Origin of the sequence: Bradyrhizobium altum (assembly GCF_020889705.1) — a bacterium.
GTDB classification, from domain to species: domain Bacteria; phylum Pseudomonadota; class Alphaproteobacteria; order Rhizobiales; family Xanthobacteraceae; genus Bradyrhizobium; species Bradyrhizobium altum.
In genome coordinates this window covers 25,966-50,272 of the sequence record NZ_JACMYP010000030.1, presented here as the reverse complement: position 1 = coordinate 50,272, position 24,307 = coordinate 25,966, and the positions used below count along the sequence as shown (strand labels likewise).

At 65.0% G+C, this 24,307-nt stretch carries 20 protein-coding genes, 1 tRNA gene and 2 pseudogenes; 15 read left to right on the top strand and 8 right to left on the bottom strand.

Annotated elements, in window-relative coordinates:
• Window positions 1–1,724, bottom strand: a pseudogene (locus tag H8B02_RS11290) (hypothetical protein); the annotation flags it as partial.
• A gap of 440 nt (window positions 1,725–2,164) precedes the next feature.
• Here H8B02_RS11290 and H8B02_RS11285 point away from each other — a divergent pair.
• Window positions 2,165–3,430 (top strand): MFS transporter, encoded by a 1,266-nt coding sequence (locus H8B02_RS11285; protein ID WP_229166303.1) that lies wholly within the window; start codon window positions 2,165–2,167, stop codon window positions 3,428–3,430.
• 34 nt (window positions 3,431–3,464) lie between these two features.
• Window positions 3,465–3,653 (top strand): hypothetical protein, encoded by a 189-nt coding sequence (locus tag H8B02_RS11280; RefSeq protein ID WP_229166302.1) that lies wholly within the window; start codon window positions 3,465–3,467, stop codon window positions 3,651–3,653.
• A gap of 384 nt (window positions 3,654–4,037) precedes the next feature.
• On the opposite strand, the gene H8B02_RS11275 is transcribed toward H8B02_RS11280, so the two are convergent.
• A tRNA-Leu gene (locus H8B02_RS11275) sits at window positions 4,038–4,124 on the bottom strand.
• Between the two features lie 148 nt (window positions 4,125–4,272).
• Between H8B02_RS11275 and H8B02_RS11270 the strand changes: the two genes are divergently transcribed.
• Window positions 4,273–5,241 (top strand): complex I NDUFA9 subunit family protein, encoded by a 969-nt coding sequence (locus H8B02_RS11270; RefSeq protein ID WP_229166301.1) that lies wholly within the window; start codon window positions 4,273–4,275, stop codon window positions 5,239–5,241.
• Between the two features lie 230 nt (window positions 5,242–5,471).
• Here the strand turns inward: H8B02_RS11270 and H8B02_RS11265 are convergent, their stop codons facing one another.
• Entirely contained in the window at window positions 5,472–6,278 is an 807-nt protein-coding gene (locus H8B02_RS11265; RefSeq protein ID WP_229166300.1) for an undecaprenyl-diphosphate phosphatase, read from the bottom strand.
• A gap of 263 nt (window positions 6,279–6,541) precedes the next feature.
• Here H8B02_RS11265 and H8B02_RS11260 point away from each other — a divergent pair, with 263 nt between their 5' ends.
• The 3 genes and pseudogenes from H8B02_RS11260 to H8B02_RS11250 all read left to right on the top strand — a co-directional run bounded on the left by H8B02_RS11260 (window position 6,542) and on the right by H8B02_RS11250 (window position 9,204).
• Entirely contained in the window at window positions 6,542–7,234 is a 693-nt protein-coding gene (locus tag H8B02_RS11260) for a glutathione S-transferase family protein (RefSeq protein WP_092120870.1), read from the top strand.
• Window positions 7,183–8,373, top strand: a complete 1,191-nt coding sequence (gene queG / locus H8B02_RS11255; RefSeq protein ID WP_229166299.1) for a tRNA epoxyqueuosine(34) reductase QueG — start codon at window positions 7,183–7,185, stop codon at window positions 8,371–8,373. The genes H8B02_RS11260 and queG overlap by 52 nt, the downstream gene beginning before the upstream one ends.
• A 34-nt stretch (window positions 8,374–8,407) precedes the next feature.
• Window positions 8,408–9,204 (top strand): annotated as a pseudogene (locus tag H8B02_RS11250) (acyl-CoA thioesterase domain-containing protein).
• Window positions 9,205–9,342: 138 nt separating this feature from the next.
• On the opposite strand, the gene H8B02_RS11245 reads toward H8B02_RS11250, so the two are convergent.
• Together H8B02_RS11245 and H8B02_RS11240 are read right to left on the bottom strand one after the other, a co-directional pair.
• Complete coding sequence (locus tag H8B02_RS11245) at window positions 9,343–9,810, bottom strand: nuclear transport factor 2 family protein (protein ID WP_229166298.1); 468 nt, start codon at window positions 9,808–9,810, stop codon at window positions 9,343–9,345.
• A 159-nt stretch (window positions 9,811–9,969) separates the two neighbouring features.
• Entirely contained in the window at window positions 9,970–10,815 is an 846-nt protein-coding gene (locus tag H8B02_RS11240) for an alpha/beta hydrolase (protein WP_229166297.1), read from the bottom strand.
• A gap of 228 nt (window positions 10,816–11,043) precedes the next feature.
• Between H8B02_RS11240 and infC the strand changes: the two genes are divergently transcribed.
• The 3 genes from infC (at window position 11,044) to rplT (ending at window position 12,511) form a co-directional block, all read left to right on the top strand.
• A complete protein-coding gene (infC, locus tag H8B02_RS11235; RefSeq protein WP_092126381.1) occupies window positions 11,044–11,583 on the top strand; it encodes a translation initiation factor IF-3 in 540 nt (179 codons plus the stop codon).
• Between the two features lie 290 nt (window positions 11,584–11,873).
• The gene (gene rpmI / locus H8B02_RS11230) at window positions 11,874–12,074 is read left to right on the top strand and encodes a 50S ribosomal protein L35 (protein WP_008539890.1); all 201 of its coding nucleotides are present in this window, start codon (window positions 11,874–11,876) and stop codon (window positions 12,072–12,074) included.
• Window positions 12,075–12,151: 77 nt separating this feature from the next.
• Entirely contained in the window at window positions 12,152–12,511 is a 360-nt protein-coding gene (gene rplT, locus H8B02_RS11225; protein ID WP_029081033.1) for a 50S ribosomal protein L20, read from the top strand.
• Between the two features lie 2 nt (window positions 12,512–12,513).
• Here rplT and H8B02_RS11220 read toward each other — a convergent pair whose 3' ends face one another.
• Window positions 12,514–12,924 carry a hypothetical protein gene (locus H8B02_RS11220; protein WP_229166296.1) on the bottom strand — a complete coding sequence of 137 codons (411 nt, stop codon included), beginning with the start codon at window positions 12,922–12,924 and terminating at the stop codon, window positions 12,514–12,516.
• 195 nt (window positions 12,925–13,119) lie between these two features.
• Between H8B02_RS11220 and pheS the strand changes: the two genes are divergently transcribed.
• From pheS to H8B02_RS11200, 4 genes are all read left to right on the top strand, one after another.
• A complete protein-coding gene (pheS, locus tag H8B02_RS11215) occupies window positions 13,120–14,202 on the top strand; it encodes a phenylalanine--tRNA ligase subunit alpha (RefSeq protein ID WP_229166295.1) in 1,083 nt (360 codons plus the stop codon).
• An 81-nt stretch (window positions 14,203–14,283) separates the two neighbouring features.
• The gene (gene pheT, locus H8B02_RS11210; RefSeq protein WP_229166294.1) at window positions 14,284–16,692 is read left to right on the top strand and encodes a phenylalanine--tRNA ligase subunit beta; all 2,409 of its coding nucleotides are present in this window, start codon (window positions 14,284–14,286) and stop codon (window positions 16,690–16,692) included.
• A 228-nt stretch (window positions 16,693–16,920) separates the two neighbouring features.
• Window positions 16,921–17,697, top strand: a complete 777-nt coding sequence (locus tag H8B02_RS11205) for a sulfite exporter TauE/SafE family protein (RefSeq protein WP_229166293.1) — start codon at window positions 16,921–16,923, stop codon at window positions 17,695–17,697.
• Between the two features lie 29 nt (window positions 17,698–17,726).
• Window positions 17,727–18,671, top strand: a complete 945-nt coding sequence (locus H8B02_RS11200; RefSeq protein WP_229166292.1) for an MBL fold metallo-hydrolase — start codon at window positions 17,727–17,729, stop codon at window positions 18,669–18,671.
• Between the two features lie 390 nt (window positions 18,672–19,061).
• Here H8B02_RS11200 and H8B02_RS11195 read toward each other — a convergent pair whose 3' ends face one another.
• The gene (locus H8B02_RS11195; RefSeq protein WP_229166291.1) at window positions 19,062–20,471 is read right to left on the bottom strand and encodes a flavin monoamine oxidase family protein; all 1,410 of its coding nucleotides are present in this window, start codon (window positions 20,469–20,471) and stop codon (window positions 19,062–19,064) included.
• Window positions 20,472–20,669: 198 nt separating this feature from the next.
• On the opposite strand from H8B02_RS11195, the gene H8B02_RS11190 reads away from it, so the two are divergent.
• Both H8B02_RS11190 and H8B02_RS11185 read left to right on the top strand, forming a co-directional pair.
• The gene (locus H8B02_RS11190) at window positions 20,670–21,551 is read left to right on the top strand and encodes a YiiX/YebB-like N1pC/P60 family cysteine hydrolase (RefSeq protein ID WP_229166290.1); all 882 of its coding nucleotides are present in this window, start codon (window positions 20,670–20,672) and stop codon (window positions 21,549–21,551) included.
• A 175-nt stretch (window positions 21,552–21,726) separates the two neighbouring features.
• Complete coding sequence (locus H8B02_RS11185; RefSeq protein WP_229166309.1) at window positions 21,727–23,325, top strand: glycosyltransferase family 39 protein; 1,599 nt, start codon at window positions 21,727–21,729, stop codon at window positions 23,323–23,325.
• A gap of 34 nt (window positions 23,326–23,359) precedes the next feature.
• Here H8B02_RS11185 and H8B02_RS11180 read toward each other — a convergent pair whose 3' ends face one another.
• Entirely contained in the window at window positions 23,360–24,307 is a 948-nt protein-coding gene (locus H8B02_RS11180; protein WP_229166289.1) for a hydroxymethylglutaryl-CoA lyase-like TIM-barrel protein, read from the bottom strand.

Below are 24,307 nucleotides of genomic sequence, written 5' to 3'. Positions count from 1 at the left end.
GTTGGTGCGGGTGCAGCCGGCGGCGCCGGCGACGACGTGCCGGGCAACAGCTGCGAGCGCAGATACCAATTGTCGGCGCTGCCGGCGGAGACGCCGCCGCGAAACAGCAGATATTCGTGCGCGCCGGCCACGACGGCGTTGGAGAGGCCGAATGCGCTGGGGGCCGTGCTGCCGCCATTGACGGCTTGCACCACCATGATGCCATCAGCGGTGGTCAGCGCGCCCGCGCCGCCGGCATTGGTGACGGTCACCGCGGTCGATCCCGACGCATTGCCGCCGGAAATCACGAGCCGATCCGACGGCGAACCGTCACCACCGAGCGCGGTGCGCAGATAAAGCCCGCCACCATTGCCGACATAGCTGCCCGCGATCGTCAGGCTGTTCGCCGCGGTGGCGCCGCCATTGGTGAGGTTGATAACGCCGGCGTTGGTGACGGTGATCGGCGGCCCGCCCGGAAACGACGTGATCGATGGATTGGCACCGTTGCCGGCCAGCAGGCTGGTGCCCGCCGCAATCGACACATTGCCGGTCAGCGAGGTCTGCAGCGTCAGCGAACCGCTGTTGATGAAGGTGTTGGCGAAGGTGCCGGTGCCGGCCCAGGTCCAGTCGGTGCCTTCCATCGTCAGCGTCTGGAATCGCGCGAACGCATTGTCAGCCGTGCCGCTGCCTTGCAGCCGCACCTGGTTGTTGCCGCCGCCGCCATCGGCAAGGCCTGATATCTGCGAGCCGGTTTGCAGGATCATCGTCACCGCGCCGCCGCCGCCCGCCAGCGCCGTGCCGCTGTTGCCGGCGATCAGGCCGGCATTGACGATGGTGGTGGCGCCGTTGAGCGTGCGGATCGCGGGCCCGTTCTGGCTGATGATCTTGCCGCCGGCGAGGTTCTCGATTCGGGCGGTGAACGATGAACCGGCAGTGTTGGAGAACACACCGTCGGCATTGACGCCACGCGCCTCGATGGTGCCGCTGTTGCGCAGGACGGCGGCATTGCCTTGCATGAAGACGGTGTTGTTGGCGGTGCCGCCGGCATCGCCGCCGGTCGTGAGCAGCGTGCCGGTGTTGGTGATGGTCATGAATTGTCCGGCGGAGAAGATCGCACGCGCACCGGCGCCGGCCGTGGTGATGGTGCCGCTATTGGTGAAGGTGTTGCTGTCGCCGGTCTGCACATAGAGGCCGTGCGACTGCGGGCCCTGGGTGGTGATGGTCCCGGTATTGATCAGCGTATTGTTGTTGTGCTGCGTGAGACCGGTGATGGCGAGCCCGCGCGAGGTGCCGTTCAGCGTCGTGATCGTGCCGTTGTTGATCAGCGTGTTGCCATTGCTGCTGGCGGCGATCGCATTGCTGCCGGCGCCGGTGGTCGTGATCACGCCCGACGCACCGTTGGTGAAGACATTGCCGTCGCCGCTGCCGAAGATTCCGGTGCCGCCGCCGCTGATGGTCAGCGTGCCGTTGTTGGTGGCGGTGCTGCGGGAGACAAGGCCGATCGCGGTCGCACCGGCGCCCGGCGTGATGCCGGCGCCCTGCAGCACGTTCACGGTGACGTTCGAGCTGCCGGCTGCGGCTTGCACGCCAGCGGGCGAGGGATTCGGCGCCGTGGTCGAGCAGGTCACCGTCTGACCGCTCGCCGGCGCAAGACTGTCGCAGGCGGCAAACGCCTGCGACACCGATAGAAGACAGCCGCCACCGAAAGTGCACGACAGGATCGCCGCGAGCCGCGATGAAACCATGCCCTTACTCCAACCTCGGCGCGAACCCGACCCCCGGCCTCACGCCACCTGTGCCCCCCTGCCCCGCTCTCAGCGTCGGCTGATCCGCTCCGTTCAAGCTTGAGACGATTTGCAGCGATCTGTTGCGCGATCGCCACAGACGGAACCATGAGATGTATCATCGCGATTCACATCCTTGACGTGCGTACGCTTCCGAGGTTGTGAAGTACACCACTCACTCGTTGCAGTTATCGACCGACACAACCGGAAACAATTGCCGTGCGCGCCGGGTGCGCTGCAGCCCCCATATTCTCGCAGCACTCGACGTGGGGTGCGCGGCCAAGTCATTGTCGCTACGCGCTCAATTTCGATGGAACTGTTGCCCGCGCGCCCCATGAAATCCGACCGCACCCTCCCTATCTGTTGCCAGCCCGGACCCGCTTCGCAATGAAATGAGCCTTATGTCGGAACAGACCATCGCCGCGCCGATCGACGAGCCGCAGGAACGCGGCTTTTCGCGCTATCAATCGTTCCTGATCGCGCTGCTTGCGTTCACGCAGTTCACCCTGATCCTCGACTTCGTCATCATGTCGCCGCTTGGCGCCATCCTGATGCCGTCGCTCAACATCACGGCCGGGCAGTTCGGCGTCGCGGTCTCGGCCTACGCGTTCGCGGCAGGCATTTCCGGCATCCTCGCCGCCGGCTTTGCCGATCGTTTCGACCGCAAGCGGATGCTGCTGTTCTTCTATGTCGGCTTCACCTTCGGCACCGTGCTGTGCGCGCTGGCGCAGAATTTCCACGTGCTGCTGCTCGGCCGCATCGTCACCGGCCTGTTCGGCGGGGTGATCGGCTCGGTCGTGCTCGCCATCGTCACCGACCTGTTTCCGCTGCATCTGCGCGGCCGGGTGATGGGCTTCATCCAGACCGCGTTCGCCGCGAGCCAGGTGCTCGGCGTGCCCGCTGGACTTTTCCTGGCCAATCGTTGGAACTGGCACATCTGCTTCGTGGCCATCGTCGGCCTGTCGATCGCGGCGATCGCCACCATCGCGCTGGTGATGGAGCCGGTCGACGGGCATCTCAAGCTGCAGCACGACAGCAACCCGTTCCAGCATTTGATCGCAACCGTGGCGCAGCCGCGCTACACGCTGGCCTTTTTGGTCACGACGCTGCTGGCGACCGGCGGCTTCATGCTGATGCCGTTCGGCAGCGCCTTCACCGTGCACAATCTCGGCATCGATATCGTCCATCTGCCGACGATCTATCTCGTCTCCGGCCTGTTCAGCATCCTGATGGGGCCGCTGGTCGGCCGCGCCAGCGATGCGTTCGGCAAATATCCGACCTTCATCTTCGGCTGCGTGGTGTCGGCCATCATGGTGCTGATCTACACCCATCTCGGCCATGTCTCGCTGCTGACCGCGATCATCGTCAATGTGCTGATGTTCGTCGGCATCTTCTCGCGCATGATCCCGTCGCAGGCGCTGATGTCGGCGATTCCCGACGCCAGCCAGCGCGGCTCGTTCAGCGCCATCAGCGCGTCGGTGCAGCAGTTGTCGGGCGGGCTCGGCTCGGTGGCTGCAGCCGCGATCGTCGCCGAGAATGCGGACGGCTCGCTGCTGCATTTCGACCGGATCGGCTACGTCGTCGTAGCGAGCTCGATGATCTCGCTGATCGCGATGTATTTTGTGCAGCGGCCGATCGCGCGGCGGGCGGGGCGGCGGGTGGTGTGACGGGCGGGCGTTGGAATGGGGATAGGGTTGAATCGTGGCAATTCCGGAGGCGCTGCCGGAAGACATCGAAACGCGGGCACTATTCATGAGGTGCCTCGGCCGTCATTTTCCGATCGTCGATCTCAAGGGACGCCTGGTCGAGCTCGAAGTCGGCGAGGTCGTCCAGGAGCCAAGCTACATGCACTCCTTTTGGATCGAACAAGATTATGTCCGTCTCGCCTGACGCTGGAAAATGCGCAAACGGTCGCGATCACCGCAAACTGAGGCCGATGCGGCCGAACTCAGTTTGCGCGAACTGAATAGCTGGATCAGCCGCGCCGAATTTCGGGCATTGCACCTTGAGCTTTCTGCCTCGCTAAAGAAGTCGGCAATGAAACGCTTGGTGTGGCTCGAAGCCCAACGGGAAGGGCTTCACGGTGTGCCTGCCCCTGATCGAGGCATAGTCTGATTTTCCTCAACGCTAGGCGGGAAACCAGTCACTCCAAATCGGGGATTCGGCGCACAGAACGAAGCGAATGATCGCCGTCGCGCCGCGCCCCCGGCGGGTCACGGCTTCGCCGCACCCGCCCCGCGGATGCTGAGCGATTTCAATCGCTTAAAAAGGGGGTGGTGCCCAGGAAAGGACTCGAACCTTCACGGCCGTTAAGCCACTGGCACCTGAAGCCAGCGCGTCTACCAATTCCGCCACCTGGGCATGTGGAGCGGCTTAGTAAGGATCGGTTACGCGCTTGTCAAATTCGCGATTGGAAATTCAAATAGCCTGTACAGGATTGGGCTGATGGCGTATCGCGAGAAGCGCTAAATACGCCCAATCGCTCTCGAATCCGGCAGGAATGGACCTCATGGCATCGAACCTGGAAACGCTCGTCACGGTCTTCGGCGGATCGGGTTTTCTGGGACGGAACGTGGTCCGGGCGCTCTGCAAGCGCGAATACCGCGTGCGAGTCGCGGTGCGGCGGCCCGAACTGGCCGGCCATCTGCAGCCGCTCGGCCGCGTCGGGCAGATTCATGCCGTCCAGGCCAATGTGCGCTACCCGGCCTCGGTCGAGGCGGCGATGCGTGATTCGCATATCGCCATCAACCTGGTCGGCATCCTGGCCGAGGGCGGCGGGCAGAGCTTTGACGCCGTGCAGGTGAAGGGCGCCGAGACCATTGCCAGGGCGGCAGCCGCGAATGGCGCCCGGATGGTCCATGTCTCGGCCATCGGGGCCGATAAGGATTCGCTGTCGGGTTATTACCGCGCCAAGGCGGAAGGCGAGCAGGCGGTGCAGGCGGCCCTGCCGTCGTCCATCGTGATGCGCCCGTCGCTGCTGTTCGGGCCCGAGGATCAGTTCACCAACCGCTTTGCGGCGCTGGCGCGGATGTCGCCGGTGCTGCCGCTGGTCGGCGGCGGCCTCAACAAGGTGCAGCCGGCCTATGTCGCCGACGCCGCGGACGCCGTGGCCGATGCCGTGGACGGCAAGGCGAAGCCGGGCGGGACCTACGAGCTCGGCGGCCCGGAAGTGCTGACCATGCGCGAGGTGATGCAGATCATCCTTCAGATCACCCAGCGCGACCGCATGCTGGCGCCGCTGCCGTTCGGCCTCGCCAAGCTGCAGTCATATGTCCTGCAATTCGCGCCGGGGCCGTTCACACTGACCCCTGACCAGGTCGCGATGCTGCGCTCGGACAACGTCGTGTCCGACGCCGCCAAGGCCGCCGGTCTCACTTTCGCGGGTCTCGGCATCACGCCCGATTCGATGGAAGCGATCGCCCCGCAATATCTCTGGCGCTTCCGCGCGACGGGGCAGTTCCAGAAGAAGAGCGCGTAGGCGGCGCTCCCCAACTCCCCGTCATCCCGGCGCAAAGGCTTCGCCTTTGTGGCTGGAGGTGCGAGCGCAGCGAGCCTCGAAGGATGAATCGGCCACAGTTGGGCCGTCGACCCTTCGAGGGCCGCTAAAGAAGCGGCCACCTCAGGGTGATGATGGATGGAAATTCACGCTGCGCTTGAGTTCCGATCTCTCTCGCAGGCGGGGCGAGGTAAATCAGCGTCCGTCAGCCTTTACCGTCCCATCGCCAGCGCGATCAGGCCGAGCGTGCCGACGATCACGCGCCACCAGGCAAAGAAGGTGAAGCCGCGGCGGGTGACGAAGTTGAGGAATGCCCGCACCACGATCATCGCGGTGATGAACGACACCACGAAGCCGACCGCGATGACGCTGAGATTGTCCGATGTGAAGTCGGCGCGATTCTTGTAGAAATCATAGGCGAACGCGCCGACCATGGTCGGGATCGCAAGGAAGAACGAGAACTCTGCCGCCGAGCGCTTGTCGGCGCCGAGCAGCATCGCCGCGACGATGCTGGCGCCGGAGCGCGACACGCCCGGGATCATTGCCAGGCACTGCGCGACGCCGATCCAGAAATACATCAGCAGCGGGAACCGGGTCGCGTCGTCCTCGTACACTTTGAGATCGAGCTGATCGACCCAGAGCAGGACGGCGCCGCCGACGATCAGCGTGAAGCAGACCACCCACGGATTGAACAGGAATTCCTTGATGTATTTGCCGGCGATCAGGCCGATCACGACGGCAGGCAGGAACGCCACCAACACGCCGATGACGAAGCGGCGGTCGTCGGGATTGGAGAACATGCCGAGCGCGACGCGCCACAATCTGGTGAAGTAGAGCACGAGGATCGCAAGGATCGCACCGAGCTGAATCAGGATCGCGAAACTCTTCCAGAAATTGCCTTCGCCGAGATTGAAGAAGCGTTCCGCGAGCAGCAGGTGGCCTGTCGAAGAAACCGGCAGGAACTCTGTGACGCCTTCGACGATGCCGAGAATCACCGCCCGCAGCATATCCGTCATCATGATCTGATCTGCCCTGTGTGGAAAACCGAATTCTTCTCGCTTATTCGCACATAGGCCGCAATCGCAAAGAATCGTCAAACAATGGGTTACCCGGCCGATTTGCTGGGCTATAGCGTTTTTGTGACCCGCACCATCTGCGGGGGTGGCTACCGGTTTGCGTGCCGACGCGACATAGAGACGAGCGGAACTGGTCTGGCCAAATCACAGGTTCAGGTCACACAGGTTGATGGTTTCTTAAGCGCCACGACACTACCAAGGGCTTCATGTATACGCTGTATCACCATCCGTTCTGCCCGCATTCGCGCTTCATTCGCCTCGTGCTCGGCGAGTATGGCCTCGATCTGCGCCTGGTGGAGGAACGGGTCTGGGAGCGGCGCGAGGCGTTCCTGGCGCTCAATCCGGCGGCCAACACGCCGGTCCTGATCGCCGAGGGCTTTCCGCCGATTCCGGGGGCTCCCGTGATCGCCGAATATGTCGACGAGACGCACGGCCTCGATGCCGGCGAACGTCGGCTGCTGCCGACCTCAACGGCCGAGCGCGTCGAGGTGCGCCGGCTGATGGCGTGGTTCAACGAGAAATTCTTCGAGGAAGCCTCCAACCCGCTGGTGACCGAGCGGATCTACAAGCGCTTCATGAGCGAGGACAATGGCGGCGGCCCGCCCGCCCCCGACATCATGCGCGCCGCCAAGGTCAATGTGCGCTATCATCTGAACTATATCGGCTGGCTGGCGAAGACGCGGAACTATCTCGCCGGTGACCGCCTCACCTACGCGGATCTCGCCGCCGCGGCGCACCTCTCGGCGATCGACTATCTGGGCGACGTGCCATGGAGCGAGGACGACGCGGCAAAGGCGTGGTACGCGCGGGTGAAATCCCGCCCGTCGTTCCGCCCGCTGCTCAGCGAATGGCTGGCGGGGGTGCCGGCGTCGCGCACCTATGTCGACCTCGACTTCTGAACCAGGCGGTCAGGCTCTCTCCGTCCGATCTCAAGGCCGCCCTTGGGCGCGAGGCGCGCGCGCTCGGCTTCGATGCCATCGGCTTCACCGATCCTGATGCGACGCGCGAGGCCGGACAGTATTTTTTGGAATTCCTCGGCTCCGGCGGCCATGGCGACATGGACTGGCTCGCGGCCAAGCCGGAGCGGCGCACTGAGCCGCGCGTGCTGTGGGGCGGCGTGCGCTCGATCATCATGCTCGGCGTCAATTACGGACCCGACGACAATCCGCTCGATATTCTCGCGCGCCGATCGCATGGCGCGATCTCGGTCTATGCACAGGGCGACGACTATCACGACGTGATCAAGAAGCGGCTGAAGATTCTGGCGCGCTGGCTCGCCGCCATGACCGGCGACGAAGTGAAAGTGTTCGTCGACACCGCCGCGGTCATGGAGAAGCCGCTGGCGCAAGCCGCAGGCATCGGCTGGCAGGGCAAGCACACCAATCTGGTGTCGCGCGAATTCGGCTCGTGGCTGTTTCTCGGCGCGATCTATTCCGCCACCGAGCTGCCGCGCGACGAGGGCGAAGCGGATCATTGCGGCAGCTGCCGCGCCTGCCAGGACATCTGCCCGACCGCGGCGTTTCCCGCACCCTACAAACTCGATGCGCGGCGCTGCATCTCGTATCTGACGATCGAGAACAAGGGCCCGATCCCGCACGAATTCCGCAAGGCCATCGGCAACCGCATCTATGGCTGCGACGACTGCCTCGCGGTGTGTCCATGGAACAAGTTCGCGATTGCGGGACGCGAGCAGAAGCTTGCGGCGCGCGACGTGTTGCGCGCGCCCGCGCTCGCCGATCTTGCGCGGCTCGACGATGCGGCGTTTCGTGCGCTGTTCACGAAATCACCGGTCAAGCGCATCGGCCGCGACCGCTTCATCCGCAATGTGCTGATCGCGATCGGCAATTCCGGCGACGCAAACCTTGCCGGCGAGGCGCGGCGCCTGCTCGACGATGCAAGCCCGCTGGTGCGCGGCGCGGCGGTGTGGGCGCTGTCGCAACTGATCGCCCGCGATGCGTTCGGGGCGCTGGCGTCACGGGCCGGCGGCGAGCCCGACGTCACGGTGCAGCAGGAATGGCGCGCGGCAGCCGCCTCTTGATTTCATCGCGCCGTTCCCGTCATGGTCGACAACCATGACAAACCAGCCCTTCTTCACCAGACATGGCGACGGCTTCATGCCGACGTCAGTTGCGAACGGACCGTGGAGCCCGGAATCGATGCACGGCCGCGTCGTGATCGGCCTGCTCGGCTTCGTCATCGAGGAGCGCCACGGCTCCGACGATTTCGTCCCGGCACGGCTCACGGTCGACATGTTTCGGCTGCCCAACATCACGACACCGGTCGAGGTGACGACCAAGCTCGTGCGCGATGGGCTCCGCATCAAGGTGATCGAGGCCGAGTTTGTCTCGGGCGGCACCAGCATGGCGCGCGCTCCTGCCAGTTGTTGCGCAGGACGGAAGATGCGCCCGGCAATGTGTGGTCGCCGCCGAACTGGAAGGTGCCGGCGCCCGCGGAGATTCCGAGGCCCGCCGATCCGAGGCTCGGCATGAACGGCAAGTGGGAGACGCGGCCGATCATCGGCCATATGGGTTCGCTCGGCGAGCGCCGGCTCTGGATGAGCGAAGTCCGCGAGCTCGTCGCAGGCGTGAAGATGACGCCGTTCGTCCATGTCGCGACCGGCGCGGATTTCGCCAGCCCGTTCGCAAACGCCGGCGACCAGGGCCTCGGCTACATCAACAGCGACGTCACGATCTATCTGCACCGTTTGCCGGTGAGCAACTGGATCGGCTTCGAGGTCGTCAACCATCACGCCACCGACGGCATCGCGATCGGTGAATGCTGGCTCTATGACGAGAACGGCCCGATCGGCACGTCGACCGTGGCGGCGCTCGCCCAGCGCAAGCCGATGACCAATCCGCCGCCGCCGTAGGTCTTTCTCCACTGTCGTCATTCCGGGGCGCGCCCCTTGGCGCGAGCCCGGAATCCATACTCACGATCGTGGTTATGGATTCCGGGCCTGCGCCTATCGGCGCATCCCGGAATGACGACAGAGAAATTGAGGCTTCGATCAATCCAAATGCCGCTTCATCTCCGGCCGGGCCCTCAGCGCAGCGCCCTGCTTGCCGACGATCTTGGCGATCCGCTCCGGCGCGAAGTTCAGATCGACGAAGGCCGGCGCGGTGTTGGCGACCTCGTGGTACTCCGTGATCTTGCCGTCGCGCAGCCGCATGATCGCGACGCCCTCGAACATCGCACGCGCCCCCTTGGCTTCCGGCAAGGTCGAGCGGTAGCTGAACGTGTAGCGCGCGTAGAGCGTCGCGCCGTCAGTGATCGGATCATGCATGACCCAGCGGAAATCGGTCGCGGTCCGGTAGAACCAGTCGTCGATCATCTCGGCGATTTTGGAGTGGCCCTCGAACGCACCGTAGAACACGTCGTGATAGACGCCGTCCTCGGTGAAGAGGCTTGCGAAGGCCTTGCCGTTGCGCTGTTCGACCGCGTCGCAGAACGCGCGTAGCATGCTTGTTGTATCCATTGCGTTTCTCCCCGGTGCGTGTGGCCATCCTTCGAGGCTCGCTTCGCTCGCACCTCAGGATGACGCCTGTTTCCGTAGCCGTCACCCCCGCGCAACGGCGAAGCCATTGTCGCTGGAGGTGGCCGCTTCTTCAGCGGCCCTCGAAGGGCGGCGGCGTGGCTAAATCTCCGCCACCGCGGCGATGATCCGCGCGATGTCCTGCGGGCGCGACAGGCGGTGGTCGCCGTCCTGGATCATGGTCAGCACCACGTCCTCGGCCGGCAGCCGATGCACCAGCGCGAACGCGTGCTTCCACGGCACGTCGGGATCCTGCGCGCCCTGCAGGATGCGCACCGGACAGCCGACGTCGATCTGGCTGCCGAGCAGCAAATGGTTGCGGCCCTCCTCGATCAGATTGCGGGTGATCGGATAGGGCGAGCCGTCGCCATATTCGGACGGCCTGAGCCAGACGCCCTTGGTCTCGATCTCGGCGCGGATCTCCGGCGAGAAGCCCTTCCACATCAATTCCTCGGTGAAGTCGGGCGCCGGCGCGATCAGCACGAGGCCGGCGAGCTGGGCTTTGCCGCCGCCGCCCGCATTGCCACGTCTGGCAATCTCACGCGCCAACAGCAGCGCCATCCAGCCGCCCATCGAGGACCCGATCACGACCTGCGGCCCGCGGCAGAATTGCGAGAAGACGGCGACGCTCTCCTCGAGCCAGCGGCCGATCGTGCCGTCGGCGAAGTCGCCCGCGGATTCGCCATGGCCGGAATAGTCGAACCTGACCGAGCTGCGGCCATGCTCGGCGGCCCAAGCATCGAGCGCGATCGCTTTGGTGCCGGTCATGTCGGACTTGAAGCCGCCAAGCCAGAACAGCCCTGGCGCACCACTTGTGCTGCCCGGCGCGCCACTTGCGCTGCCGGGGCCGCCGCCTGGACGGGCGCGCACCGCGATCCGGCGCGCCCCAAGGCCCTCGCCGACCTCGATGAAGGCGGGTTCCTGCTCGAATGCGGCGGTTTGGCTCATGGTTTGGTCACTCGCGTGTCAGAGACCTGCTTTTCAATCGTCGCGCGGCAGCGGTCAACGGCAGCAGGCCCGCCTTGCAGAGCAGGCGCGCCCGCTATATGTGCCGGGCGTGGCCAAAATGCCTCGCAATTGACGGTTTTGCCGCGTAAAAGAGCGAGTTCGCTTGCCCGTCGCAGCGTCTTGCTTCAAAATATCCGCCTTCCCTTTCACAACTTTGGAGAGTTACCCATTCGCCGTCCCAATAGAGCCCCGCCCACAGTCGCAAAAGACGGGCCGCGCACCAATGATGAGATTCGCAACGCGCAGATCCAGCTGATTGATTCAGATGGTGTCAACCAGGGCACCGTCGAAACCATGGTGGCCATCAAGATGGCCATGGAAGCCGGCATGGATCTCGTCGAGATTTCGCCGAACGTCAGTCCCCCGGTCTGCAAGATCATGGACTACGGCAAGTACAAATATTCCGCGCAGAAGAAGGCCGCCGAAGCTCGCAAGAAGCAGAAGGTCGTCGAGATCAAGGAGATCAAGCTCCGCCCGATGATCGACGATCACGACTACGACGTGAAGATGCGCGCGATGCAGCGCTTCTTCGAGGAAGGCGACAAGGTCAAGATCACCTTGCGCTACCGCGGTCGTGAGATGGCGCACCAGGAGATCGGCACCAAGCTCTTGGACAAGGTGAAGGCCGACGTTGCCGAGTTCGCCAAGGTCGAGCAGGACGCGAGGTTCGAAGGCCGCCAGGTCGTGATGGTGCTGGCGCCGCGCTAATTCGAATTCGTCGCTTTGCTGAAAATGGAGCAGCCCGTCAGACCCTCTGGCGGGCCGTTTCGTGTCTGGGGGGCTCCCGTAGTTTAGCTACCTGAAACGTTGCAAAATCGCCGATCCTCTGTCATAAGCCGGGCCTTCGCCGCCCGGCTGATCAAGGGCTGCCGTGGCGACGTTCAGTGCAGGTTCTTTCAATTCGGAAAAAACCACAGCACTTTCAACGCTCTAACGAGCATTTTAGCCGGCCGAACGCCTCTTTGGGCGATATTCGTGTTGGGCGACAGGAGAGCTAAATGCCCAAGTTGAAGACCAAGTCGGGCGCTAAAAAGCGCTTCAAGGTGACTGCCACTGGCAAAGTCATGCACGCCCAGCGCGGCAAGCGCCACGGCATGATCAAGCGGACGAAGAAGCAGATCCGTCAGCTCCGCGGCACCCGCGTGCTGTTCAAGACCGACGGCGACAACGTCAAGAAGTACTTCTTGCCGAACGCCTGATCGCGCTCATCTGCTTGAACCCGGCCGCGCCTGGCGCGGCGCCCCGTCACTTCTTCTAGATCTCAAGGATTTCCGTCATGTCTCGCGTCAAACGCGGTGTGACCTCTCACGCCAAGCACAAGAAAGTCTTCAAGGCCGCCAAGGGCTATTACGGCCGCCGCAAGAACACCATCCGGACCGCCAAGCAGGCCGTCGAGAAGGCCGGCCAGTACGCCTTCCGCGACCGCAAGCGCAAGAAGCGCACCTTCCGCGCGCTCTGGATCCAGCGCATCAATGCCGCAGTCCGTCCGTTCGGCATGACCTACAGCGTGTTTATCAACGGCCTCTCCAAGTCGGGCGTCGTGGTCGACCGCAAGGTGCTGTCGGATCTCGCGATCCACGAGCCGGTTGCGTTCCAGGCGATCGCCGAGAAGGCCAAGGCCGCGCTGGCCGCCTGATCCTAGCGGGCCTTCTGGCCCGCTTTCAGCGCCTTCTGCGAATAGCGCTGGGCGACCTGCGCCCGGCAGAACGCCGTAAACGAGATGTACATGGTGCCGGATTCATTCCGGTACTTGCGGTCGCAGACCTGCATCTCGTGCTGATACGCCCGCTTCGGCGCGCCCTTGAGGCCGGACAGGAAGTCCGCCTCGCATTTCTTCTCGACCACGGCACCGAACTGGACGTCTCCGCTGGCGCCGTATTCGCACGCCTCGAAGATCTTCATCGCGCGGTTGCAGCTCGGTGCCTTCTCCAGCACCGCGATGATGTCGTCCATCTGGGTCGATTTGGCGGGACATTCCTCGGTCGCGGCATACGCCGTGCCGAGCATGAACAGGACCGCCGGCACGGCCAGGCAAGATCGCAGCAACATCGCGTGGGTCTCCTTGAACTCCCCTTGGGTAGCCTGACCTCCGCGGGGGGTTCAATGCAGTCGGCCACAAGCCCGAAATGACCGGCTTTTTGCTTGACGTTTGGGCCTTCGGGCGGCGACAACCCAGCCGAATTTTGGCGCATGGTTCGGAAGCCGGTTCTTCCCACCGGATCATGCTCAGCGCAGGAATTGACCGTGTCCGACCTCGCAACGCTTGAAACATCCATCCTCGACCAGATCGCCTCGGCCGCTGACGAGGCCGCCCTCGAGGCGGTGCGCGTCTCGGCGCTCGGCAAGAAGGGCTCGATCTCGGCGCTCCTTGCGACCCTTGGAAAAATGTCGCCGGAGGAGCGCAAGACCGAGGGCGCCAGGATCAACCTCGCCAAGGATGCGGTGACGCAGGCGCTCGCAGCCAGGCGCGACGTGCTGAAGGCGGCCGCGCTCGACGCGCGCCTCGCCGCCGAGACCATCGACGTCACGCTACCGCTGCGCGAGACGCCGGCCGAGACCGGCCGCATCCATCCGCTGAGCCAGGTGTGGGACGAGCTCACCACGATCTTCGCCGACATGGGCTTTGCGGTCGCGGAAGGTCCCGACATCGAGACCGACGACTACAACTTCACCAAGCTGAATTTCCCCGAGGGCCATCCCGCGCGCGAGATGCACGACACCTTCTTCTTCAATCCGAAGGAGGACGGCTCGCGCATGCTGCTGCGGACCCACACCTCGCCGGTGCAGGTGCGAACCATGCTGACCCAGAAGCCGCCGATCCGCGTGATCTGCCCGGGCCGCACCTATCGCATCGACTCCGATGCGACCCACACGCCGCAATTCCACCAGGTCGAGGGCCTCGTGATCGACAAGGGCCCGCATCTCGGTCACCTCAAATGGATCTTGCACGAGTTCTGCAAGGCGTTCTTCGAGGTCGACCACATCAACATGCGATTCCGGCCGTCGTTCTTCCCGTTCACCGAGCCGTCGCTCGAGGTCGACATCCAGTGCCGCCGCGACAAGGGCGAGATCCGCTTCGGCGAGGGCGAGGACTGGATGGAGATCCTCGGCTGCGGCATGGTGCACCCGAACGTGCTGCGCGCCTGCGGCATCGATCCCGACGTCTACCAGGGCTTTGCCTGGGGCATGGGCATCGACCGCATCGCGATGCTGAAATACGGCATCGCCGATCTCCGCCAGCTGTTCGAGAACGACATCCGCTGGCTCAACCACTACGGCTTCAAGCCGCTCGACATCCCGACCATCGCTGGCGGGCTCAGCACGTGACGTCCGCGCGTGAGCGCGACATTGCGAAACGAGCGACCAAGATAATCTAGTCAACACCAACAAGAACCGAGGCATGCAGCCGTGAAGTTCACCCTCTCCTGGCTGAAGGAACATCTCGAGACTGACGAGCCGCTCGACAAGCTCGCCGACAAGCTCACCATGATCGGGCTCGAGGTCGAGAACATCGAGGACAAGGCGAAGGCGCTCGCGCCGTTCACCATCGCGCGCGTGATCTCGGCCGAGCAGCATCCGAATGCCGACCGGCTGCGCGTCTGCGTGGTCGACACCGGCGACGGCGGTGCGCCGGTGCAGGTGGTGTGCGGTGCGCCGAATGCGCGTGCCGGGCTGATCAGCGTATTCTCGCCGCCCGGCACCTACATCCCGGGCAAAGACATCACGCTGGGCGTCGGCACCATCCGCGGCGTCGAGAGCCGCGGCATGTTGTGCTCGGCGGCCGAATTGCAGATCTCGGAAGACCACGACGGCATCATGGAGCTGCCGGCCGACGCGCCGCTCGGCAAGGGCTATGCCGACTGGGCCGGGCTCGGCGATCCCGTCATCGAGATCAATTTGACGCCGAACCGGCAGGACTGCACCGGCGTGCACGGCATCGCGCGCGATCTCTCCGCCGCCGACATGGGTAAATTCAAGGATCCCGGCATCAGGCCGATCAAGGGCGAATTCCCCTGCCCGGTTCAGGTGAAGGTGGAAGACGCCACGCTGTGTCCGGGCTTCGCGCTGCGGCTGGTGCGCGGCGTCAAGAACGGGCCGTCGCCGGAATGGCTGCAGAAGCGGCTGACCTCGATCGGCCTGCGCCCGATCAACGCGCTGGTCGACATCACCAACTTCATGACCTACGACCGCGCGCGTCCGCTGCACGTGTTCGACGCCAAGAAGGTCAAGGGCAACCTCAGCGTCCGCCGCGCCAAGGACGGCGAGACCCTGCTCGCGCTCGACGGCCGCACCTACACGCTCGACAGCAATGTCTGCGTGATCGCGGACGAGCACGGCGTCGAATCGCTCGCCGGCATCATGGGCGGCGAGGCCTCGGGCTGCGACGACAACACGACTGACGTGCTGATCGAATCGGCGCTGTGGAACGAGATCAACATCGCGCATACCGGCCGCAAGCTCGGCATCAATTCGGATGCGCGCTACCGCTTCGAGCGCGGCGTCGATCCGGCCTTCATGGTGCCCGGGCTCGAGCTCGCGACCAAGCTGGTGCTGGAGCTGTGCGGCGGCACGCCGTCCGAGAACGTCGTGGTCGGCAAGCAGTTCGGCGAGGATCGCGTGGTCGATTTCCCGCTCAGCGAGGTCAAGCGCCTCGCCGGCATCGAGGTGCCGCTGGTCGAGGTGAAGCTGATCCTGACCCGGCTCGGCTTCATGCTGGCCGGCAACGGCCCTGTCGTGAAGATCGCGATCCCGTCCTGGCGCACCGATGTGCAGGGCAAGGCCGACATCGTCGAGGAGATCGTGCGCATCGTCGGCGTCGACAAGGTGCCGATGACGCCGTTCGATCGTGGCGAGGAGCCGCGCAAGCCGGTGCTGACGCCGATGCAGCAGCGCACCCGCCGCGCCAAGCGCGCGCTCGGCGTCCGCGGCCTGGTGGAAGCCGTGACCTGGTCGTTCATCACCAACGACGCGGCAAAGCTGTTCGGCGGCGGCCAAAGCGAGCTCGTGCTCGCCAACCCGATCGCGGCCGACCTCTCCGACATGCGGCCGAGCCTGCTGCCCGGCCTCGTTGCGGCGGCACAGGCCAACATCAACCGCGGCTATCCCGACGTCGCGCTGTTCGAGGTCGGCCAGGTGTTCCGCGGCGACAGGCCGGAGGATCAGCTCGTGGCCGCCTCCGGCGTACGCCATGGCTACGCCTCGTCGAAGGGGATCGGGCGGCACTGGATCGGCTCAGCCATGGCCGATGCGATGGATGCCAAGGCCGACGCCTTCGCCGTGCTGGCGGCCGCCGGCGCGCCGATGCAGGCGCTGCAGATCGTGCCGGGCGGTCCTGCCTGGCTGCATCCGGGACGTTCCGGCACCATCCAGATCGGCCCGCAGAACGTGCTCGGCACTTTCGGCGAGCTGCATCCGCGTGCGGCCGAGGCGCTCGGCGCCGATGGTCCGATGATCGTGTTCGAGGTGATCCTCGAGCGGATCCCGGAAGGCAAGCAGAAGGCGACCCGCGCCAAGCCGGTGTTGGAGCTCTCGGCCTTCCAGCCGGTATCACGCGACTTCGCCTTCATCGTCGATCGCAGCGTCAAGGCCGGCGACATCGTCCGCGCGGCGCAGAATGTCGACAAGAAGTTGATCACCGGCGTCACCGTGTTCGACGTCTATGAAGGCAAGGGCATCGATCCCGACAAGAAGTCGATCGCGATCGCCGTGACGATCCAGCCGCGCGAGAAGACGATGACCGACCAGGAGATCGACGCCGTCGCCGCCAAGGTCGTCGCCGAAGTGACCAAGAAGACCGGCGGCACGCTGCGCGCGTGATCGGGCCGCGTGTTCCGCTGCTGCGTTCCCTCCCTCGCTCGGGAACGCGGGTCGGGAACGTACGCGGACCCATCACCGTCACCCTGAGGAGGCCGCGCAGCGGCCGTCTCGAAGGGTCGACGGCCCAGCTGTTGCCGATTCATCCTTCGAGGCTCGCTCCGCTCGCACCTCAGGATGACGGGTCTGAGTCCATTTGCCGGCCAGCTAGTTGGATCTCGCTATCCTCCCATGACCTCTTTCACCCTCCTCCCCTCCGACATCTCGACCAGCATCGCGCTTGCGATCTGCGCGATTGCGTTCGTGTCGGGCACGGCGCGCGGCTTCTCGGGCTTCGGCTCGGCGCTGATCTTCATGCCGCTGGCGAGCAGCGTGGCGGCGCCGCGGCTGGTGGCGGCGCTGCTGCTCATCATCGACTTCGTCGCCGCCGCGCCGCTGCTGCCGAACGCCTGGACCCATGCCGATCGCAAGGCGACCGCGGTGATGGTCGCCGGCGCGCTGGTCGGCGTTCCCGTCGGCACCTATTTCCTGACGGTGCTCGAGCCGGTGACGACGCGCTGGATCATCTCCTGCTTCGTCGCGGCGCTGCTCGCGCTGCTGCTGTCGGGCTGGCGCTATCACGGCAAGGATCACGCCGCGCTCTCGATCGGCGTCGGCGGCCTCTCCGGCTTCTGCAGCGGCCTTGCGCAGACCGGCGGCCCGCCGATCGTCGCCTATTGGCTGGGACGCCCGATCTCGTCGGTGATCTCGCGCGCCAACATCGTGCTGTTTTTCGGCGCCTCGGATTTCTTCTCGCTGGTCAGCTACTGGTTCACCGGATTGATCACGATCGAATCGGTCAAGTTCTCGCTGATCGTCGGCCCGATCTACGGCATCGGCGTCTGGTTTGGCGCGTCGCTGTTCGGCAAGGCTAGCGAGCAGGTATTTCGCGCGATCTGCTACGCGCTGATTGCAGCGGCCGTCATCGTCGGCCTGCCGGCGCTTGATGGCATTTTGCGCGGCGGCTAGGGTCCAGAAAACAGTCAGGGAGAGAACCGATGATCGACCGCCGCAATGCATTGAAACTGGCGCTCGGCAGCGCTGCCATGCTCGCGGCGCCTGCGGTGCGCGCGCAGGGTGCAAAGCCGCGCACTCGCATCGTGTTCCTGGGCACCAAGGGCGGTCCCCGCGTCGGCATCGGCGCCTCCAACCCCGCCAATCTCGTCGTCGTCAACGACACGCCGTTCGTGATCGATTGCGGCATGGGCGTCAGCCGGCAGCTGGTCAACGCCGGCGTGCCGATCCCCTCGGTGAAGTACATCTTCATCAGCCACCACCATTCCGATCACAATCTGGAATACGGCAATCTGTTCTACAACGCCTGGGCGGCCGGCCTCTCGACGCCGATCCATTCGTTCGGCCCCAAGGGCATCGAGGCGATGACCAAGGAATATTGGGAGCTGAACAAGTTCGACGTCGAGACCCGGATCGCGGACGAAGGCCGGCCCGATCCGCGCAAGCTGCTGATCGCCAAGGACATCACCGACGACGGCGTGGTGCTGAAGACGCCTGACGTCACCGTCACCGCGTTCCGCACGCCGCATCCGCCCATCGTCGACAATTTCGCCTACAAGTTCGAGACCCCGGACGGCACGATCGTGTTCTCCAGCGACACCGCCTACAATCCAAAGCTCGCCGAGTTCGCCAGGGACGCCGACGTGCTGGTGCACGAATGCCTGTACGTTCCGGCGGTCGATCGGCTGGTCGCCAAGACCAAGAACGGCGCGACCTTGAAGAAGCATCTGCTCGACAGCCACACCTCGACCGAAGACGTCGGCCGCATCGCAGCCGCCGCCGGCGTGAAGACACTGGTGCTGAGCCATTTCGTCCCCGGCGACGACCCTGATGTCACCGACGACGACTGGACACGGGACGTGAAGACGAATTTCAAGGGCCGCATCGTGGTGGCCAAGGATCTGATGGAGCTGAAGCTGCCGGTGTGAGGCTGGGCACGCTGTCCGTTCCTGTCATTCCGGGGCGACGCGCAGCTTCGAGCCCGGAATCCATTTCACCACCACTTTGCGGCCCGATGGATTCCGGGCTCAGCCCTGCGGGCTGCCCCGGAATGACGGGAAGAAAAGCCGCCCCAATCACTGAGCTGCCCGACGGCGACGGGGATGGGCGACTCAGGTGGCGCCACAGACTCGCCGTCGTCCCTGCGAACGCAGGGACCCATAACCACGAATGGTGATGGTTACGCGATGCTCGAGCGACGAGTTGCGTTCACACAACAACGGCCGCGGAGTATGGGTCCCTGCGTTCGCAGGGACGACATCTGTCGTGCGGCAGCGTTCTACCCACACTCCACCAAGCTGCCTGATCTCACACAGCCATCAATTCATCGGCCCGGCAGAGCGCGGCGCGCGGCGCTTGTGTTTTGCGGCGGGCGCTGCGGGCTCCGGCGTCGCATCCTTCACCCCGCCGATCCTGCGCAGCGCGGCGTCGGCGGCGCGCTCGCCGCTTTCCCAGGCGCCATCGACCGTGCCCCACAGCGTCTCGTGCGTGGCCTCGCCCGCGAGATACATCGCGCCGATTGGCTCGGACAGGATCCTGCGGGAAAATTGCGCACCGGGTATCGCGGCCGACATCGCGCCAAGGATGAAGGGCTGTGCATTCCAGCGCGTCGCGCTGGTCTTCTTCACAGCAGCGCCGACCTCGCTACCATAGAGCTTGGTCAGCCATTCCACCGCGAAGGCCGACATCGCCTTCTCGCCCTGCGCGGACAGGTCGCGGCCGAACGAGCCTGCGACGTCGATCGTGCACAGCGAGGAGCCCGCGATATTGCCGTAGAGCAGCGCCGTCTTGGTCGAATTGCTCTGCTCGATGATGACGTCGTCGCGCGACAGCCCGAGCGGATTGCCGGGGATCTGCAACGCGATGCGATCATAGCTGCCGAGTCCGAGCTTGGCGGCGGCGTCGAGCGTGCGCTTCGGGATCTCAGGCGCAAACTTGATATTGCCGCTCGCGAGCACGTTGCTCGACACCGTGACGATGGCGGCGCGCGCCGTGATCTTGCCGGACGGCGTCTCGACCATCACGTCGCGATTGCTCCAGAGGATACGCTGCGCGGGTGTCGACAGCGCCAGCGGAAGCTGCTCGCCGAGCTTCGCGATCAGCGCGCCGAGCCCCTGCCGGCAGGCGATCGCGGTGTTGCGATCCTGCGCGCGCACCTTGTCGACGGCCGAAAGGTCCCTCAGATCCTTGCCGCTGAAATTGGCGCCGAGCAGGAATTCCGCGGTACCGGCCCAATCGCCGAGATCCTTCGGCATCGCCGCGGCGCAGGCGATATCGGCCTTGCGCGAGGCGTCGTCGATGGCGCGATTGGCGCGCACCAGCGCCGCCAGAAACTCCTCGGTCTCGCCGGGGCGGGCGTAGCGCCGGCCGATGCGGATCTTCTGCCCTGCCGGCGCCGTGACGATGTCGAGGCCCGCGGAGCGCGCCAGCCGGATCATCGGATTGGTTTCGGGATTGTGCATCCAGCGCGCACCGCGGTCGAACGGCACCTCGAAGGTCGATGCATCGGTCTGGCAGCGGCCGCCGACCTGGCCGGACGCCTCCACCACGATCACCTTGCGGTTCGCGCCGGCGATCCGTCGCGCCGCGGCAATGCCCGCGACACCCGCGCCGATCACCACGATGTCGGCCTCGCGCGGCAGCGGCGCAGCGACAACCGGGCCGCCCAGCACGGGCGCCAGCGCAAGAGCTGCGGACGCCGACAGGAAATCGCGGCGGGTCGCTGTCATGACATAGCTTCTGGCATGGTTTCCGGGGACTTGCAGAGAATGGGAACGCTTCGCGAACTGTGCCGCATCTCACCGACCGCAGCAACCATCACGGTAAATCAATCATGATTGATCCGCCGATGGCATGAACTAAATTGCAACGGCTTGCGACCATGATTAAGTGAACAGAAGCGGTCGTAGAACCGCTGGGGGGAATCCATGGGCGTAATGCTCGATACCGTCGGTAAATGGATCGCGGGGTACCTGCAGAAGGAAGTCCCCGGTTACGAGCCGTTCACGCCGAGCGACCCGGACCATCTGCGGGGCATCATGCAGCCCGGCGATGTGCTGCTGGTCGAGGGCAACAACCGGATTTCCGGCATCATCAAATACCTCACGCAATCGACCTGGTCGCATGCCGCGCTTTTCGTTGGACCGATCGAGGGCGCGTTCGAGCCTGACGGCGAACAGCATGTGCTGATCGAGGCCAATATCGGCGAAGGCGTGACCTCCGCGCCGCTGTCGAAATACCTGTCCTATCACACCCGCCTCTGCCGCCCGGTCGGGCTGTCCTTCGAGGACCGCACCACGGTGTGCCGCTACGCCATCAACCGCATCGGCTTCGGCTACGACACCAAGAACATCGTCGATCTCGCGCGCTTCCTGTTTCCGCTGCCGATCCCGCAGCGCTGGCGGCGCCGGATGATCGCGTTCGGCTCCGGCGATCCGACCAAGATCATCTGCTCGGCGCTGATCGCGCAGGCGTTCGATGCCGTGCGCTATCCGATCCTGCCCAAGATCACGCGTGCTGCCAGCCGCAAGGCGCGTCGCGAGATACTGCACATCCGCGATTCCTCGCTCTACATGCCGCGCGACTTCGACATCTCGCCCTATTTCGAAGTCATCAAACCCACCATCGTGCACGGTTTCGACTACACGGCCCTGCACTGGGCCGACAAGCAGAAGCCGCTCCAGGAGGTAGCCGGCGAATTCGGTGTGTTTCCGGAGTACAAGTCGCCGCCGCTTGTTCCTGAAGCGATTGACGAAGAGGCGGCGCTTCCGGCTGCGGAAGTGACCGTGGCAGAGACCGCGCCGGTGTGACGGGTGCCGATGTCAGGGTCGAAAAAATCGCGCGTTGGCGGCGTCGACCAAGACCTTCGTCTCATCGTCCGGCTTCGTCGTTGAGTTCGTATTGCTGCATCACTAGGGTGCACGTGCTTCGGGTTTGTTTTCATTCGGTAGTTTTACGGTGCTTTCGATCATAGATTTCTCGGCGATGGCTGCGGCGTCGGAGAAGGACCCGGCGCGGTGGCGTCGTCCTTTCATCGCGTGGCTGGAGGGGATCGAGACCGGGTGGTCGATCCCGCTGCTGCTCGCCCTCTTTGTCGCGATCTGGACCGCGTATCTCGTCATCGCCTATCTCGGCGCCGGCCTGCATCCGGACGTGCTCGAGACCTGGACGCTCGGCCGGCACCTCGCATGGGGATACCCCAAGCATCCGCCGTTGATGGGCTGGATCACGCGGGGATGGACGGCGATCTTCCCCCTGACCGACTGGTCGCTGCAGCTGATGGCAATGGTCAACGCGGCCGTGGCGCTGTGGGCGGTCGACCTGATCGCCCGCCGCTTTGTCCGTGGCGAGAAGCGGGCGATCGTGCTGCTGCTGTTGATGCTGCTGCCGGTCTATCAATTCCACGCCCAGCGCTTCAATGCGAACACGGTGCTGCTGGCGGTCTGGCCGCTGGCGACCTACTGCTTCCTGCGTGCGTTCGAGGCGCCCAGGCAGCTCGGCTGGGCGATCGCGGCGGGCGCGGCGTGCGCACTGGCGATGCTCGGCAAATATTATTCGATCTTCCTGGTCGCGAGCTTCGTCTCCGCAGCCGTGCTGCATCCGGATCGCCGCCGCTATCTGCTGTCGGCCTCACCCTGGATCTCGACGCTGGCCGGCATGCTCGTGCTTGGCCCGCATCTGCACTGGCTCGCCACCACAGGCGCAACGCCGTTCGACTATGCGCTCGCGCATGCCGGCGCCGATCATGTCGCCGCGCTATGGGAAGTCACCTACTTCATCACGGGCCTGATCGCAGCGCTCGCGATCGCGGCGGTGACCTGGGTGTTCATTGCCGGCCCCCGGCTGGCGCGGCTGCCGGCCGATTTCCGCGCGATGAACCCAGGGCTCCGTCTGCTGCTGCTGGTCGCAATCGGGACCATCCTGTTTCCGGTGACCGTCTCGCTCGCGATCGGCACCGACCTGCCGTCGCTCTGGGCGGTACAGGGTCTCTTCCTGTTCGTGGTTCTGATCGTGTGCGCAACGAGCTACCCGATCGAGCGCTTCTACGCGGTCAACCTGACCGTCATGGTGGCCGGGATCGCCATTCTCGCGGTCACCGTCGGCGCTCCGATCCATGCCCTCTATCGCAACGCTTGCGGCTATGAAGAAGGCCGCGACTTCTATCACGCCGCCGCGGCGGAGCTCACCGCGCGGTGGCGCGACGCCGCCGTGACGCCGCTCGCCGCCGTCAGCGGCGACGACGCGCTCGCTTTCGCTGCCGCCTTCTACAGTCCGGACCATCCGCACTATGCCCGGCCGTTCGCTTACCAGTACACCTGGGGATTGCCGCGCAAGACCACGCTCGATCGCGGCTGGGCCGCATTGTGCTTCGCCGACCAGACGGATTGCCTGAGCTGGATGGAGCGCACGACCTTGCGCGCAACCGACGTTTTTCGCTCCGAGTTTGATGCCCAGGCGACGCTGCTCGGCAGGGCCGGCCGGACACGGCGGGTCGTGATGCTGATCGTACCGCCCTATCGCGAAACATCCCCGGTGCAGCCCGATATCGAGGATTTCAGCTCGAGCCGCCGCGCGCGCGACTGATCAGAACGACGCCCATGCGTGGCCACAGGTCACGCTACGCCACCTTCGCCTTGGCGCCGCGCGGCAGGCCGGCACGGGCGAGGCCGCCATAGAGCTGCTCGTTCGGCATCTCGGATTTCAGGATCGCGCGCACCTCGACCAGGCGATCGAGATCGATGCCGGTCGGAAATCCCTTGCTCTCGCAGAGGAAGACGAGGTCCTCGAACACGACATTGCCGGTTGCGCCCGGCGCGAACGGGCAGCCGCCGAGGCCACCGAGCGAGCCGTCCAGAACGCGGGCACCTTCATCGAGCGCGGCGGAGGCATTCGCGATGCCCATGCCGCGGGTGTCGTGCAGATGGACGCAGACCGGCTTGGAGCCTGCGATCTTCACCGCGCCGCGCGCCAGCTCGCCGACCTGCTTCGGCCCGGCATAGCCGACGGTATCGGCAATCGCGACCATGTCGACGCCGACCTCATAGAGCTTCTCGGTGAGGCGCAGCACCTCCTTCGGATCGACCGCACCCACGATCGAGCAGCCCAGCCCCATCGAGATCGCGGCATTGACCAGCGGCTTGTGCGCGCTGGCGTCGCGCAGCTCGCAAAGGCGCTTGATGTTCTCGATCGCCGACTCGCGCGAGCGGTTGGCATTGGCCTGGCTGTGCTCCTCGGTCGCCGACACCACCGAGGCGATCTCGGCGACACCGGAGGCCAACGCTTCGTTGACGCCGCGCTCGTTCAGCGCCAGCGCGACACCATGCGCGCCGGGCAGCGCGGCAATGGTTGCGATGACATCGCGGACATCGACGAATTGCGGAAAGGTCTTGGCCGGCAGGAACGAGCCGACCTCGAAATGCCTGACGCCGGCGGCATATTCGTCGCGCACCCAGCGCTGCTTCGCCGCGGTGGACGGAAATGTCTTCACGAGCTGCAGGCCGTCGCGCAGGCCGACCTCGCGCAAGCTCACCTTGTCGTTGGGATAGATATCGTGGACGCGGGTCAT

Excerpts from the sequence above, each read along its gene's own strand:
- H8B02_RS11200 (WP_229166292.1), top strand. The coding sequence starts at position 17,727 with ATGATCGACCGCCGCAATGCATTGAAACTGGCGCTCGGCAGCGCTGCC.
- H8B02_RS11195 (WP_229166291.1), bottom strand. The coding sequence starts at position 20,471 with ATGACAGCGACCCGCCGCGATTTCCTGTCGGCGTCCGCAGCTCTTGCG.
- H8B02_RS11190 (WP_229166290.1), top strand. The coding sequence starts at position 20,670 with ATGGGCGTAATGCTCGATACCGTCGGTAAATGGATCGCGGGGTACCTG.
- queG (WP_229166299.1), top strand. The coding sequence starts at position 7,183 with ATGGCTGGCGGGGGTGCCGGCGTCGCGCACCTATGTCGACCTCGACTT.
- rplT (WP_029081033.1), top strand. The coding sequence starts at position 12,152 with ATGTCTCGCGTCAAACGCGGTGTGACCTCTCACGCCAAGCACAAGAAA.
- H8B02_RS11180 (WP_229166289.1), bottom strand. The coding sequence starts at position 24,307 with ATGACCCGCGTCCACGATATCTATCCCAACGACAAGGTGAGCTTGCGC.
- rpmI (WP_008539890.1), top strand. The coding sequence starts at position 11,874 with ATGCCCAAGTTGAAGACCAAGTCGGGCGCTAAAAAGCGCTTCAAGGTG.
- H8B02_RS11260 (WP_092120870.1), top strand. The coding sequence starts at position 6,542 with ATGTATACGCTGTATCACCATCCGTTCTGCCCGCATTCGCGCTTCATT.
- H8B02_RS11240 (WP_229166297.1), bottom strand. The coding sequence starts at position 10,815 with ATGAGCCAAACCGCCGCATTCGAGCAGGAACCCGCCTTCATCGAGGTC.
- H8B02_RS11220 (WP_229166296.1), bottom strand. The coding sequence starts at position 12,924 with ATGTTGCTGCGATCTTGCCTGGCCGTGCCGGCGGTCCTGTTCATGCTC.
- H8B02_RS11185 (WP_229166309.1), top strand. The coding sequence starts at position 21,727 with ATGGCTGCGGCGTCGGAGAAGGACCCGGCGCGGTGGCGTCGTCCTTTC.
- H8B02_RS11265 (WP_229166300.1), bottom strand. The coding sequence starts at position 6,278 with ATGATGACGGATATGCTGCGGGCGGTGATTCTCGGCATCGTCGAAGGC.
- H8B02_RS11205 (WP_229166293.1), top strand. The coding sequence starts at position 16,921 with ATGACCTCTTTCACCCTCCTCCCCTCCGACATCTCGACCAGCATCGCG.
- H8B02_RS11245 (WP_229166298.1), bottom strand. The coding sequence starts at position 9,810 with ATGGATACAACAAGCATGCTACGCGCGTTCTGCGACGCGGTCGAACAG.
- H8B02_RS11285 (WP_229166303.1), top strand. The coding sequence starts at position 2,165 with ATGTCGGAACAGACCATCGCCGCGCCGATCGACGAGCCGCAGGAACGC.
- H8B02_RS11270 (WP_229166301.1), top strand. The coding sequence starts at position 4,273 with ATGGCATCGAACCTGGAAACGCTCGTCACGGTCTTCGGCGGATCGGGT.